Annotated in this window: 7 protein-coding genes; 3 read left to right on the top strand and 4 right to left on the bottom strand. The window is 64.4% G+C overall.

Features of this window, described 5'->3' with window-relative positions:
* Positions 1-81: 81 nt before the first annotated feature.
* From SKP52_RS05695 to SKP52_RS05685, 3 genes are read left to right on the top strand one after another with little or no spacing between them, the layout of a single operon-like run.
* Positions 82-1,188, top strand: a complete 1,107-nt coding sequence (locus SKP52_RS05695) for a PepSY-associated TM helix domain-containing protein (RefSeq protein WP_039572717.1) — start codon at positions 82-84, stop codon at positions 1,186-1,188.
* A 37-nt stretch (positions 1,189-1,225) separates the two neighbouring features.
* On the top strand, positions 1,226-2,539 hold the full coding sequence (locus SKP52_RS05690; protein WP_039572713.1) for a putative porin: 1,314 nt from the start codon (positions 1,226-1,228) through the stop codon (positions 2,537-2,539).
* Positions 2,539-3,732: a carbohydrate porin gene (locus SKP52_RS05685; protein WP_039572711.1), complete on the top strand. Its 1,194-nt coding sequence runs from the start codon at positions 2,539-2,541 to the stop codon at positions 3,730-3,732. Before SKP52_RS05690 ends, SKP52_RS05685 begins: the two co-directional genes overlap by 1 nt.
* A 26-nt stretch (positions 3,733-3,758) precedes the next feature.
* Here SKP52_RS05685 and SKP52_RS05680 read toward each other — a convergent pair whose 3' ends face one another.
* The 4 genes from SKP52_RS05680 to SKP52_RS05665 all read right to left on the bottom strand — a co-directional run bounded on the left by SKP52_RS05680 (position 3,759) and on the right by SKP52_RS05665 (position 14,873).
* On the bottom strand, positions 3,759-4,307 hold the full coding sequence (locus tag SKP52_RS05680) for a hypothetical protein (RefSeq protein ID WP_052207873.1): 549 nt from the start codon (positions 4,305-4,307) through the stop codon (positions 3,759-3,761).
* A 635-nt stretch (positions 4,308-4,942) separates the two neighbouring features.
* Positions 4,943-6,301 carry an HlyD family type I secretion periplasmic adaptor subunit gene (locus SKP52_RS05675; protein ID WP_228383834.1) on the bottom strand — a complete coding sequence of 453 codons (1,359 nt, stop codon included), beginning with the start codon at positions 6,299-6,301 and terminating at the stop codon, positions 4,943-4,945.
* Positions 6,298-8,052, bottom strand: a complete 1,755-nt coding sequence (locus SKP52_RS05670; protein ID WP_052207871.1) for a type I secretion system permease/ATPase — start codon at positions 8,050-8,052, stop codon at positions 6,298-6,300. The genes SKP52_RS05675 and SKP52_RS05670 overlap by 4 nt, the downstream gene beginning before the upstream one ends.
* Before the next feature lie 74 nt (positions 8,053-8,126).
* On the bottom strand, positions 8,127-14,873 hold the full coding sequence (locus SKP52_RS05665) for a peroxidase family protein (RefSeq protein ID WP_081997527.1): 6,747 nt from the start codon (positions 14,871-14,873) through the stop codon (positions 8,127-8,129).
* Positions 14,874-14,950: the final 77 nt, after the last annotated feature.

The raw sequence follows: 14,950 nt of genomic DNA, 5'->3' as shown, positions 1-14,950 counted from the left end.
TGCCGCGCGGCCCGCTTGGACCCCATAAATAGTCGATTAGTGGATGTTTTAAGGACCGAGAAAAGCCCTCAGACAAACAGGATGACCGCCCCTGCCACACCCGCGCAGCCGTCGCCGCGCCGCCGCATCCTGACCCTTCACCGCTGGCTGAGCCTCGGCGCCGCGATCTTCTGGCTGCTCCAGGCGATCACGGGCATCCTGATCGTCTTCCACTGGGAAATCACCGACCGGTCGATTTCGGCGATCCACCGCCCGACCGACCTCGCCGCGATCGAACGGCGGATCGAGACGCTCGCGCCCCCCGAAAGCGGCGGCAAGGTCACGACGATCTGGACGACCGCGGGGCTCGCCGACCGCTACACCATCTATCTGGAGGACAAGGACGGCGAGAGCCGTAAGGTCCGCATCGCCGGCGACGGCACAATCATCGACACGCCGCGCGAGAACGACAGCGACATCATGGGATTTCTCGTCGGCTTCCACCACGACCTGCTCGGATCATGGGGCAGCTGGATCGTGTCGATCAGCGGTGTCCTCCTTTGCTCGAACCTCATGCTCGGGCTGGTTGCCGCTTGGCCACGGCCCGGCACCTGGCGGATCGCGATCAAGCCGGCGACGCGCGGCCCCGCCGCCGCGCGCCTCTATTCGTGGCACCGCGCCGTGGGTCTTTGGGCGGTCGTCCCCGCGCTCGTCATCGCCGCCACGGGTACGCTCATGAAATTCGAGGACGGCTTTGGCGAAATGATCGGCGCCGCCCCGGTATCACTGCCCGCCAATCCGGCGACGAACCCGCCAGTGGGCTTTGTCACGGCATCATCCGCCGCGCTGGCCGCGATCCCGGGCAGCAGCCTGACGCAAGTCGCCTGGCCCAAGGACGGCGATGCGACATATCGCATCCGCGTCCGCGCGCCCGGCGAGATCCGCCGCGCGTATGGCGGCAGCATCGTCCTGGTCGACGCCAACGACGGCAGCGTCCGCGGCACCTACCCGATCGCGGAAGCCGAACCCGCGCGGGCGTTCATGAGCGCGCTGTTCCCGATCCACACCGGCGAGGCCGGCGGCACGATGGGGCGTCTGTTGTCGATCGCGATCGGCCTGTGGCTGATCACGATGATCGTCGCGGGCGTGATGTTGTGGATCAAGCGACGTAAACCGCGTGCAAAGTCCGTGTCAGCCTCGCGTCAGTAATGGCCGATAGAATAGCGACCCGGAGGGGACCAATATAATGCGGATTGGTCGCACTCTTCTCGCCGCGACGGCGCTCAGCCTCGCTGCGCCGGCCTATGCGCAGGACGGCCGTATCGACGTGCTCGAACGCCAGCTCGCCGCACAGCAACAGCGGATCGACCAGCTCGAGGCGCTCGTCACGAATCAGACGGAGCTTCTCCAGCAGGTGACTGCGCCCGCCCCGACGCCCACCCCCACGCCCGCCACGTCAACGCTGTCGGCCCCGATTGCCGGGACCGCTCCGCCCGCCTTGCAGAAACTCCCCACCGCCATGCCCGCTGCCGAGGTCGCCTTCCGCCTCCCCGGCCTCGACGTCAGCGGCGACCTGCGCCTGCGGCAGGAATGGAATTTCGTCGATGGCCGCGACCGCTCGCGCATGGCGGTGCGCGCGCGCCTACGCGCAACATATGCGGTTAGCGACACATTCTCGGTCGGCACCCAAATCGCGACCGGCGACCCCGACGATCCCAATTCGACCGACGTTACGCTCGGCAATTTCGTCGACGATTTTGCGGTTTCGCTCGATCAGGCGTGGATCCGCTATCACAGCGGCGGCCTCACCGCTTTGGCCGGAAAGTTCCCGCAAATATTCCAGCGCACCGACATGTTGTGGGACGGCGACGTGTCGCCGCAAGGGGTCGCCGCGGCGTATAGCGCCGGGCTGGGCGGCGGCGCGAAGCTCGACGCGCGCGGTATCTATTTCGTCATCGGCGAAGCCGCGGTGGCGCGCGACAGCGACATGCTCGGCGGCCAACTTGCGCTGTCCGCGCCGCTTGGCTCCGATTTCAAGGCGGGGCTGACCGGCAGCTATTATCACTATCGCCTCGGCTCGGTCGCCGGCGCCGATACGGGGGATTTGCGCGGCAACCTCCTGTCGGCCGGCCGCTACCTGTCCGACTTTTATCTGATCGAAGCGATCGGCACGCTTGGTTGGGCGGGGCCATCGGACCGCTGGCCGATCGCCTTTACCGCCGACTATGTCCGTAACCTTGGCGCGGCTGTCTCTGGCGACGCCGCATTCAACCTCGAATTCGCGGCGGGCCGCACGGTCAAACCCGGCGACTTCCGCATCGCCTATAATTTCTCCGAGGTCGAAGTGGATTCGGTGCTCGCGGCGTTCAGCCACGACAATATCGACCTGTCGACCAACTACCGCCTCCACGGCCTCGGCCTTTCCTATGTCCCGGCGTCGCACCTGCAGCTCGACCTGCTCTGGTACCACTATCGCCCGCTCGACCCCCTCTATGCCGGATCGCTGCAGTCCTCGGATTGGCTCGACCGCGTCCGCCTTGCTTTCATGGTGAGTTTTTGATGTTTCTTTCTGCCCTGATACTCGCGGCAGCCGGCGAAGAGCTCAGCTTGCCGCCGCCGCACGGCCATTTGCCGCACGCCCATACCCACGCGCCGGGCGAGACCGACGAAACGCATGGTCCCGTGTTGTTGCAAGCCACCTACACGGCCGAATTGATCGGGAATGCGTCGGGCGGCGTGAAGCGCGGGACACGCTATCTCGACAATTTCGACCTCGTGTTCGAGGCCGATATGGAGGCGCTCGTCGGCTGGCACGGGGCGCAAGTCCATGTCTATGGCCTCTATAACAATGGTCGTTCGATCAGCGGCCTCGTCGGCGATACGCAGGCGGTCAGCAATATCGAAAGCGGCACCTCGGCGCTGCGGCTTTATGAGGCATGGGTCGACCAGAAGCTCGGCGAGCATGCCTCGCTGCGCGTCGGGCTGTACGACCTCAATTCCGAATTCGACGCGCTCGACGCAGCGGGCCTGTTCGTCAGCAGCCCGCACGGCATCGGCACCGATTTCGCGCAGAGCGGGCAGAACGGGCCCTCGATCTTTCCATCGACCTCGCTCGCTACGCGGCTCGCGGTATCTCCCGCCGAGGGCTGGACGGTTCGCGCCGCGGTTCTAGACGGGGTTCCCGGCAATCCGGCGTATCCCGGGCGGACGGCGGTCAAGCTCGGTCATGGCGACGGCGCATTGCTCGTCGGCGAGGTCGAGGCACCGCTTGGCGGCGGCAAGCTGCTGCTCGGTCACTGGCGCTATACCGCCTACTTCGAGCGCAACGACGGGACCGCGCCGGGTGACGGCAATGCCGGGACCTATGTTCGCGCCGAGGTCCCGCTCATCGAACGATCGGGCCGCAAGGTCGACGCATTCGCCCGGCTCGGCACCGCCAGCGGGCGGTATAATATGTTCGACCGTTTTGCGAGCGGCGGCCTCAAATTCAGCGGCTGGGTTCCCGGGCGCGAAGAGGACGAGTTCGGCATCGCATTCGCCGCGGCCTTCACGTCGGACTCCTGGCGCGCGGCGACGGGCGCGTCGTCGTCCGAGGTTGCGGTGGAGGCGACCTACCGCGCACAGGTCGCATCGTGGCTCGCCGTCCAACCGAACATCCATTATGTCCACCGCCCGTCGGCCGACCGCACCATTGCCGACGCGCTGGTCATCGGACTGCGCGCCGAGGCGAGTTTCAGCCTTTTCGGATTTTGAAGTCGGCTCGAAATCGCCGCCTACGGTCAACCGCCCTTCTTTTGCGCCCGCGCCGCCCTGACGCCGGCAAGAAACTGTGCTTCATCGACCTTCACCGCCAATCCCTTGGCCGACAGGAAAAATGCAGCGCGCGGCATGGTGATATTGCCTTCGCGCGTCGCCAGCACCGCGCCCTGGGGCGCCATCGCCGTGACCTTGCCAAGCACCGCGGCACCATCGGCGCTGCGGACCTCGGCCCCGGGCTTCAATGCGCCATCGACCGCTTCCGCATCAGCCTCGGCTTGCCTCAGGACCGCAAGGATCTTCGCCTTGGGCGCTTTCAACGCCGGTCCCTTGGCGCCTTTTACAAAGGCGTTTTTGGGAACCACCAGCCCATTGCCGTCGATCGACACCGCAACCCTGTCGCCCGACACTTTAGCGATCTGGCCAACTTCCTCGCCATTCTGGTCATACACCTTGGCCCCGGTGGCAAGCGAGGCGGCCGGCGCCGCTTCCTGGGCCTGCGCCAAAGGGGCGGCGAGCGACATCGCACCTGCAAGGCAAAGTGCGGAGATCGAGCCGAAGAATCTGGGCATGAAACGCTCCTGTCGAACAAATATTCCCGCCCTGCCGCATCGCCCGACCGCACGCCAAATGCGATGTTGCCCGGCCGTGCAACGGACGCGGCGAGCTGAAGTCGCGGCCTGATGGGCCCGGCGATCGGCGGATCGACTACGAAAAATTCTGTGTTTCGAGGAAGGGCAACCAATCCGGGTTTTTCAGATTTTCCATCCAGCGTGGAGTCGCGGGTGGCCGGTTGCGGTTAGCCGAGCATGGACAACGGGCACGAAATAGGCGCCTTGAGGCGTGCCGAATTAGTCCGGACCGCGCGAGAGCGCGGCCCGGTGGAAAGCGTTCAATCCTTTGTGTGTTGAAGCTCGGCGAGAATACTCACCGACCCGCGTCTCGGTTCCAGCGCTTGAATTTTAGCGTCGCTCCCGACCGAGCACCAGCCCGTCGGGATCGGAGCGACCCAAGATCAGGCCCGCCGATCCGCACATCCGTTGATGTTGCGGCCAATCGCGGCGTTCGGTGCCCCGGGCGCAACCGAGACCAGCGGGAGGCTCAGAGCGGATCGCGGCCCATCGACTATTTGGCGGGATAGGATGCAAGCGGAGGCCTTTCGGCTGGTCGCAGCGACCCGATAACTTCTGCGGGCCGAAGCTCACAACTAATGCTCTCGGCCGGCCCTCCACAATGTCTGCGTGAGCGGTTCGATCAGATAGCCGAGCGCGGTCCGCTCGCGCAGCGGCACCATCACCTCGGCGGGCATGCCCGCGCGCAAGCTGTTTTCGCCGCGCAAGGCCGCGATCTTTTTCATCTCCTTGGGCGGAACGACGACCTCGATCTCGAAATATTCCATTCCCGTGCGATTATCTTCGAAACTGTCCGCCGACACCTTGCTGATCTTGCCCTTCAGGATCGGCAGGCTGCGTTCCTGGATGCCCGAAAAGCGCACTTGCGTTTGCATGCCCGACGTCAGGTCGTCGGCGTCGTTCGGCGAGGCTTTCGCGAGCACCACCAGCGCCTTGTCCTGCGGAACGATTTCCATCAGCATTTCGCCCGGCGCGACGACACCGCCGACGGTGAAGACCTTCAGTCCGACGACGCGTCCGTTGGACGGGGCGCGGACAACCGACTGGGTCAGCCTTTCGCGGGTGGCGAACAGGCGCGGCTGCAGTTCGTCGAGCCGGACCTGGACCTCGCGGAGCTGCGTCGCGACCTCTTCGATCACCTGGCGGTCGAGCGACACCATCTGCAAGCGCGATTCACCGATCGCCTCTTCGAGCCGCGCAACGTCGGACCGCAGCGCACCGAAATCGCCGTCAAGCTGCGCGGAACTCCGCTCCACGGCGCGCAGCCGGTTGGTGGAAACGAACCCGCGCTCGGATAATGTGCGGAGGCCGGTCAGTTCCTCATTGATCAGCCGCTGCTGAATCCGGTTCGATTCCATCTGGGCGCCATATCCGCCGATCTGCTGATTATGCTGCGCGATCCGTTGGCCCAGCATGCCCCGTTCGGTGACACCCGAGCGTTTCCGCGCGTCGAAAAGCAGGCGCTGGCCGCGCATTGCCTCATCGGCAAGCGCCCGGTCGCCCGCGAGATAAGAAGAGAATTCGACTGGCCGGACGATGTGCCGCGCACCGTCGCGCTCGGCGGTCAGTCGCGCGCGCTGCGCCAGCAAGGCCACGACCTCGCCGGTCAGGCCGCGCTCGGCGGCAACGATATCGGAGGCCGAAATTTTGAGCAATATGTCGCCGCGGCGAACCTCGCTCCCCTCGGTCACCATTAGTGCGGTAACGATGCCGCCGTCCTTGTGCTGCACGGCTTGCCGATTGCCCGAGACAGAAACCGATCCCTGCGCCATCGCCCCCGCGTCGAGCGGCGTGAATGCAGCCCAACCAAGGAAGCCGACGAAAAATGCCGCGGCGACCCATATTCCCGTGCGAAGCTCGCGCTTGGGGGAATCGATGGTATCGACGGCAAGCGGTTCACCGTGCAGGTCGTCGCCAAAGCTCATCGCATTCATGGTTTCTTGTTCCTCGTCATCTTGATGACATTCGCCGCGGCCGCCGCGCTTTCGCGCAGCAATTCCAACACCTCGGCGCGCGGCCCCTGATATTCGATCACGCCATTTTTCAGCACCGCAAGGCGGTCCGCGTCGCGCAGCGCCGACTGGCGATGGGTGACGATCATGATCGCGGCCTGACGCAACTTCGCGGCAACGATGGCGTCGTTCAGCGCCTCCTCACCCTGGCTGTCGAGCGCAGCGTTGGGCTCATCGAGAATGAGAACCTTGGGATCGCCATAGAGCGCGCGGGCCAGCGCAATGCGCTGCGCCTGCCCGCCCGACAGGCGCAATCCCCCGTCGCCGATCTCAGCGTTATAACCACCCGGCAAATGCAGGATCAGGTCGTGGATGCCGGCGGCGATCGCGGCGCGCGTGACCTTATCGTCGATGTCAGCCGCATGCTCGCCGCGTGCCGCCGCAAAGCGCGAGATATTTTCGCCGATCGTGCCCGGCAACAATGTCGGTTCCTGTGGTAGATAGCCGATGTGCAATGCGAGGCGCTCGGCATCCCAGTCGCCATATTGCGCTTCGTCGATGCGAACTTCGCCGCCGTCGGGCGGGATCGCCCCCGCCGCGATGCGCGCCAGCGTGGTCTTGCCGGCGCCCGAGGGACCGATCACGCCGAGCACTTCGCCGGGGATCAGCCAGGTCGATACACCGCGCAGGATCAATGCGCTGTTATCGGGCGAACGCAGCGAGATATTGGAAAGTTCGACATAACCCTCGGGCTCCGGCAGTACGACGCGATCGCTGACGAGATTGTCGGTCGAACGGAACAGCGCCTCTATCGATGCCTTGGCTGCGCGCGCCTGCCCGATCGTCGGCCAGGCCTGGACCATCTGTTCGATCGGCTGGAGCGCGCGCGCCAGCAGCACCGACGCGGCAATGATCGCACCGACAGAGATTTCGGCGTTGATGGCAAGCCAGGCACCGACGCCGAGCGCCAGCGATTGCAGGAACATGCGCGCGAATTTGACCAGGCCCGTATAACGCGCGGCGGTCAATTGCGTGTTTGCGCTGGCTTCCAGCCCTGTCCGGCGATCGGCGATCTGCCGCGCGACCAGCGCGCGGCGCATCCCGAGCGCGCGGACGATCTCGGCCTTTTCGAACATCGACTCCTGCTTTGCATAAGCGGCCGCCATCGCCTGATGCCCCGTCGCGGCCGACCTTTTGGTCGCCCGCTCGTTGAGAAGCGCGAGGACAAGAAGCACGGCGCCGGCGCCGAAGATCAACAACCCGAGGACGGGATGAATGATGAAAGCGACGACGAAATAGAGCGGTGTCCATGGCAAATCGAACAAGGCGATCGCCGACGGGCTGGCGACCACGCTTCGGAACGCGTCGAAATCGCGCATCGCCTGCGCCGACGCGGGATCGGCATTGCCCTTTGCGCGGGCTAGGAGGCGGTCAAGGATCGGCGCCGCAAGCTGGCGGTTGAGCCGCAGCGAAGCGCGCAGCATCAGCCGGCTGCGTACCATGTCGAGCGCGCTGAGGCAGGCAATGGCGACCGCGACTATCACGGTGATCCAAAACAAGGTCAGCACGCCGCCCGTTGGAACGACCCGATCATACACCTGCATCATGTAGATCGTCGGAGCGAGATAGAGGATGTTGACGAGCGCGCTGAACGCGGCGGCGGCCACGAAATGCTGACGGCAGGCGGCAAAAGCCTGTCTGATTTGCGGCGGAACGGCGGAATCGGTTCGCATGACCCTGTTTCTTTCCTGTTCGGTCGAGTCCGGACCGGCGATCGCCGGTCCGGACCTCCCGGGGGCGCGGGAGCTTAGCAAAGATCCCAGTTGTGATTGCCCGTCTCGTGGCGGCCATTCGTATCGAACCGCGACTGCAGCCACCAATCCGCCCGGTCGAAGTCGAACCCGCCGCCCGAGCGATCATGGCCCGCCGCCGAAGGATCTGGCGCTGTGCCAGTTCCGCCCTGATCGACCGGCTGCGGCGAAGGATCGTTCGCCGTCGCCTCGCTCTCGGCTGCGGGGGTGTTATTTGTCGCCGTGTTCGAACCAGTCGAAGCGAAGGCAAAGGAGGCAGTCTGCAAATTGGCGGCGGAAACACCGTCGAGACGCAGTTCATTCCCGTCGATGCGGACAAGCGTGTCATTCCCCGACTGGCTGATCACGACGCGCGAGGCAAAGCTTTGTGCCGTGACGCCAAGCCCGCTGAGGTCGATGCTGTCTTCACCAAGCTGGAAGTCGGTGACGCGGTCGTCGCCTTCGCCGAAGACGAAGACATCGTCACCGCTGCCGCCGGTCATGACGTCATCGCCGTCGCCGCCGTCGAGCCGGTCGTCGCCAGATCCGCCGCCGAGGACGTCGTCGCCGTCGCCGCCGGCCAGCAGATCGTCGCCCGACCCGCCGCCGAGGGCATCGTCGCCCTCGCCACCGGCCAGCGTATCGTCGCCCGATCCGCCGGTCAGCGCATCGTCGCCGCCGAGGCCGCCGATGACGTCTTCACCCGATCCGCCCTTCAGCGTATCGTTCCCGGCGGTTCCGGTCAGCGTATCGATCTGCACGGGCGGCGGTGCCGACGCATCATCGTCGTCATCATGGTCATCGTAATCATGGTCATCGTCATCGTCATTCGAGGTGCCGGCATTCTGCGCGTTGGCGGTGGTGCCGAAGAAGGTCACGCTGTGCCCTTCGCTCGCCAGAGTGGTGCTGCCGTCGTCATTGTCGGTCGCGGTATAATCGGCGATCGTCTTGCCCTCGGCGAGTTCGAAGCGATCCTGTGCCCGCATCTGGCCGATGATCACATCGTCACCGCCGCCCGAGCGGAACACGACGCGGTGCGCCGACTGCAACGCGCTGATGTCGACCGTGTCGTTCGCCGCGCTGCCCTCGATCGTGATCGTGCTGTAGTTCAGACTGGTGGCGGCAAAATTGCCGAACACCTGGATCAGATCGCCGCTGTTGCCACCCTGGTTCAAACCGCCGCCGTCGTTCGCCGTGACGTTCAGCGTGTTGATCACGATCTCTTCGATATTGTCGAGTTCCGCGATAACCAGCCCGTTGCGGGTCAGCACGATCTCAGTCGCCGCAGCCAAGCCGGTAAAGCCCGCTGTGACGGCCGCTGCACGGGTATAGATGCCGAAGGTTTCGGCGGTGGCGTCACCGGTCACGCGAACAGTGTCGGTGCCTGCGGCACCGTCGATCATGTCGCGACCGCCACCGGCGTTCCACAGGATCGTGTCGTTGCCGGCGCCGCCGTTTACGCTATCGTTGCCCGCGCCGCCATTGATCGTGTCGGTGCCCCCGGCGCCGTTCAATATGTCGTTGCCGCCATTGCCATTGAGCGTGTCGTTGGCGCCGGCACCGAACAGCCCGTTGGTCCCATCGGCGATGTCGTCGCCTTCCGTGCCGTTGAACGTATTCGCGAGGAACGGGATCGCGTCCCAATTGTCGCCGACGACCCCGGTCGGCGCCGAAAACAGCGTCTCGGCATTCCCGTCACCATCGGTGAAACTCACCGCCACACGGATGAGGCCGCCGACCTGTCCGCCGATGCCCAAGATACCATCGGTGGGCGTGAAGCTCGAACCTGTGGCATTGGCCAGAATGTTGTTCCAGGTCGTTCCACCGTCGCTCGACACCTGCCAGCGGTAGCTGAGCGCACCCAGACCTTCGGCGTCGGCGATGCCCGAAACATCAACCGTCAGCGCCTGTCCCTCGGTGGGCGTCAGGTCGCTGATGACCGGGGCGCCGGTGGCCGGCGTGTTGGCGAACGGAAGATCGTCGATCGCGATCTCGACCGTGCCGCCATTGCCGTCCGAAAAGCGCAGCACCTCGATATTGAACAGTCGGTCGGTGCCATCGGACAGCGGCCGGTTCTGAACCTCTTCCGGCAGATCATCGTCACCGCCATCGTCATCGAAGCCCGTGTGGTCGACCGTGATGCTGCCGTCGGCATTGCGGGTGAAGGTGTAGTTTTCCACCACGTCTGTGTAGACCGCAATGTCGGTGTTCGTGTTTGCCGCATCGCCGTCGATGATCTCGCGGACGATCGACAACTGGCCGGGGTTGATCTCGCCGGCGACCATGCGCGGGGCGATTTCGGTCATGCTGTCGACGCTGAATGCCTCCCAAGTGTCGGTCGGCCGGGGCGTGACGAGGATACGGACGTTGAGCCAGCGGTCGCCGTCGATGATGTCGTTGCCCGCGAGGCCCTTGATTATGTCGTTGCCGCCGCCGCCGAGCAGAATGTCGCCAGCTTGCGAAGTGCTGAAGATGATGCGTTCCTGCACGCCATTCTCGTCGAGCACGGGGATCGTCTGTCCATCGACCACCTTGGTCACCGGGATACCCGCGCCAAGATGGGCGACCAGCACGTCCAGCCCGTCGATCAGATCGACATTCTTTGCCAGCAGATCGTTCGAGTAGGAGTCGAGTGGCGAGTCGGGGCCCGGGATCGCCGCGGTATTCTGCAACTCGCCGCGGGCGTTGGTGCTGCGGCTGCGTCCGGTCAGCGTGTCGTCGAGATTCCAGCCCGACAGCCCTTCGACCAGGTCGAAGCGATCGCGCAGGATGAAGGCTTCCTGCGTTTCGAAAATCGGGATGCCAAGGTCAGAATTGGCGGCCGTGACATCGCCCTTGTGGATGCCCCAGTCGAAACCGGCCTGCCCGTTCGAGCGCTGGATGCCGTCATTGTTCTGGAACATGATGTCGTCGCCGGACTCGGCGTCATAATCGGTATCGCCGCTGCCGCCGTTCAGCACATCATGGCCGATGATCGACGAGTTGAAGAACAGCTCCGAATTCTCACCGGCCAGCGTGTCGAAGCGTTGACCGCCTTCCAGCCAGTCATCGCCTTCGTTCCCGAGCAGGAAGTCCATGCCCGTGCCGCCAAGGACGAAGTCATTGCCGGTGCCGGCAAAGGCTTCCTTGCCGTCGGGGCCGGTGATGATGAAATCGCTGCCCTGGTTGCCGAACAGCAGCGACAGGCCCGACCCGCCGTGGATGACGTCATTGCCTTCGTTGCCGTGGAGGAAATCCGCCTCGCCGATGTCGGTGCCGGCGTTGGTGATGATATCGTCACCCTCGCCGCCGAACACCTTGTCGACGCCATAGCCCGCCTCGATCCGGTCGTTGCCGCCCTTGCCCCAGATGGCGTCATCGCCGCCGCCTGCAACGATATGATCGGCGTTTTCGGTGCCGCCAACGACGAAATGCTCGTTGCTGTTGATGCGGAGATATTCGGCGACGCCATCATTGTCGGCATCGACGCGCTCGACCAAACTGGTGAAGTTGCCGATGAAGGGGTCGTCGGTCTCCGGATCGGCGCCCAACTGTTTGCTGATGTCCATTTCCAACTGCGGCATCTCGAACGCGGAGAAGAGATTGCCCGGCAGCGCGGTCGAATGATCGTCGCCCAGATCGGTGTTGCGCATCACCAGTTCGGCGAAGCTGTTGTTTTCCAGCTCGTTGAGCAGGTTGAGCCCCTGTGTACGCGACAGATAATAGAAACGGTCGGCGTCCTGCAGATTTTCCATCGTCATCTGGAACACGAAGCTGAAGGTCGACCCGAGCATGCCGCCGAACGCCATCTTCTTTTCGGCAAGCCCGCCAATCCAGAAATCGATATCGTTGAGGCCGCCAAGTTTGGCGTCATTGGCATAAGCGCCTTCGGCATTGAGGAAATCGAGCCGGTCGGCCGGTGCGCCCGCACCGCCAAGGACCAGCAAAGTCGCCGCTTCGCGCAACTCTTCGACGGTCTTTGGGTTGTCAGGCGTGTCGAGCACCGATTCATGCGTGCCATAGGCGGCGATGAAATTGATGACCGACGCCGGATTTTTGAGATTGAGCGCGAAATCGGCCCAGCTTTCATAGGGCTTCAGCAGCGTGTCGCCGGTCGCCTCGAAGAAGCGTTCGCGGGCCGTCTGGAGCGATGGCATGCCCACGTCGCGGCCGCGAGCGAGGTTGATCGTCGCCAGATCGAGCGGGATACCGAGCAATTGGTTGCGCAGCACGTCGGTGACGAATTCGTCGATCTCGCTGCCGGTCTGACGGCTCATGCCGCGAATGATCGCGCCCGAAGCCTCCTCGGCCGAGCCGAGCGAGTCATACATCACGGGATTGAGGAAGCCGTCGAACAGCGAAATGTCGTTCTGAACGGGGTTGCCGTCCTCATCCATTTCGATGACCGCGATATCCTGCCGCAGCATCGAGTGACCGAAACGATAGACGACGTGCGCGAACTCGGCGGCGATGCTGGGATTGATGTCGGCCGATGGCTCGAACAGGAAAATGTCGATGTCCGGCTGCATCATGCGGCCGAATTCCTCGAACACCAGATGCTGATATTCCATCTCGTTGGTGAAGCGGCCGACCTGGAACAGGCGTTCGCCGTCCCACACCAGCGAGTCCGACAGCGTGGCGATCGCAGCCGGGTTGCCGTTCGTCAGCGTCGCGAATTGCGCATCGGTCAGGTCGGTCAGCAGCCATTCGTTGATGAAGGCGCGGTCCATCGACGCCAGCGTCACCTCCTTGGTGTGCTCGACGATCCGGTTGTGCTCCGAATGGAAAACCTGGTGGACCGCGGTCAGCGCGATATTCTCGTTCGCGCGGCCATCGCCGGCGACAAAGTGCCGGTCGAGCAGTTCGTCGTCATAGGCCGAGGGCCCACGCATTCCCTGCGGACCGGGCGAGCCGTCTGCGTTCGCATAACCGAGCGCCGAGTCGCCGTCGGGATTGAGCGCTGGGCGCATTTGCGGATTGCCATCCGAACCAAGCACAGGGTTTCCAGCATCGTCGAGCACCGGAACGGAAATAGTGACCGGCACGGCAGCGTGCGCAATATCATCGAGGAAGGCATGGCCGGTGAGCACGACGCCTTGCGCGCTGACCGGCGCGGCCGGATTGCCTTCGCGCAGAACATCGTCGGCTGTACCCAGCTGGCCGTCGGGGCCCATGCCTTCGACCAACTGCGGATAGCCGTTCGCGCCGGGGATGAAATTGCCATAGGGATCGGTCGCGATCAGCGGGATGTTGCCCACATTCAGGTCGGTGAGTTCAATCCCCAGCACGTCGCGCGCCTGCGCCTTGATATCGGCCCAGGTCGCAAGACCGCCGTTGCTGCCCTCGAGCAACAGGCCGCTCGCAACGGGTTTTCCGTCCGGCCCCGGGATATATTCGCGCATGAAGACCTGCTTCGATGCCGAGGAGGCATAGGTCTGGTTCTGGTCGACCCAGGGGGTAGTCAGATTCTTCGGCCCCGGCCCGTCGTCGGCGGTACCGAGGATGCCGTCGGCACCAGCATCCACCGTCACGCGGGTCAGCGGAATATAGTTCTGGCCGCCCGGAACATAGAGCGGATCGTCAGGCGACAACGGCACATAGACCGTACCGTTGCCGCCCTTCGCGACCAGATCGAGGCCATGATCGAAGAATTGTCCAAAGATCGTCATCCAGCCGTTGAATGGCGAGGACAGTCCTTCGTCGGGCGATACGTTGGGCAGATAAACGGTGTTGCCGTCCATCTCCACACCATGTTCGGCGAGGGCGGCGTCGAGCGCGGCGTTTGCGTCGGCGACGACGACATCGACCGCCTGCGCTTCCGCGAGCGCGGTTTCGGCGTCGGTGAGCGCGGCCTGCGCCGCCAGAAGAGCAGCGGCGGCAGCGGCAGCAGCCGCGGCAGAGGCGGTCGAGGTGGCTTCCGCCGCCTCGGCATTGTCCTGCGCCAGCTGGTAGGCGGCTTCAGCCGCGCCATAGGCTTCCAGCGCAGCGGCGATCTCGACAGCCTGCTCGCCGTTATCCGTCGTGTCGGCAAGGAGCGCCACATAGGCGGCGAGGCTCACGTCGCGCGCGCCCATCGCCGGCGCGACTTCGGCATCGGCAGCTTCGAAGGCGGCGAGGTCGGTCGCGGCCTGCGCCGCAGCTAACCCATCGGCCGCCTGCGCGTCGGCGAGAGCGAGTTGGGCAGCAGCAACATCGGCATTGAGCCCATCGATCGTCCCCTCGGCCGCCGCGGCCGCAGCAACGGCGGCTTCGAGCGCGTCGCGTGCTGCGACGATCTGGGTCAGCGCGGTCATCAGGGCCGAACCCGACATGCCGGCATGCGTCAGCGCGGCGGCAATGGCGGCTGGGTTCTTCAGCGTCTGATCGACGATAAGATTAGAGATGATGCGCGGATCGGCGTCGATCACGGTGCCGCTGCCCGGGCCAGGCGACGAACCCGATCCAGGGCCGGCGTTGGCGTAATTATTGTTGGTGTACCAGGTCTCCATATTCGGCATCGGATTGAAGTCATATTGGTCGCCGTCGGCGTCGTTCATATATTCCGGCGTGAAGATGCCGGGGAATGACTGGTCCGCCGCGCCCCAATTCTCGCGGCCCGGCAACAGATTATTGTAGCTGCCGTCGACGGTCCTGAGGCCGTAAGGCAGTAGATGCGCCTGTGCGAACCCGTCATTGCCATTATAACCGGCGACCAGCTCCGCAAGGTCGCCACCGGCAGCATGTGCCTCTGCGATCTTGATCTGGGCGAGGATGAAGTTGAGGTCGTGTTTTGTAAGCTGTACCATGTCGCGTCTCCGGTTCGGCCGCATGCGACGACGCGCACGGCCTCATCCGCAAAATCGTGCGGACGAAAGGTTGAACA

Origin of the sequence: Sphingopyxis fribergensis (assembly GCF_000803645.1) — a bacterium.
GTDB classification, from domain to species: domain Bacteria; phylum Pseudomonadota; class Alphaproteobacteria; order Sphingomonadales; family Sphingomonadaceae; genus Sphingopyxis; species Sphingopyxis fribergensis.
The sequence above is the reverse complement of the archived record's forward strand: the minus strand, read 5'-3'. Positions and strand labels throughout refer to the sequence as shown.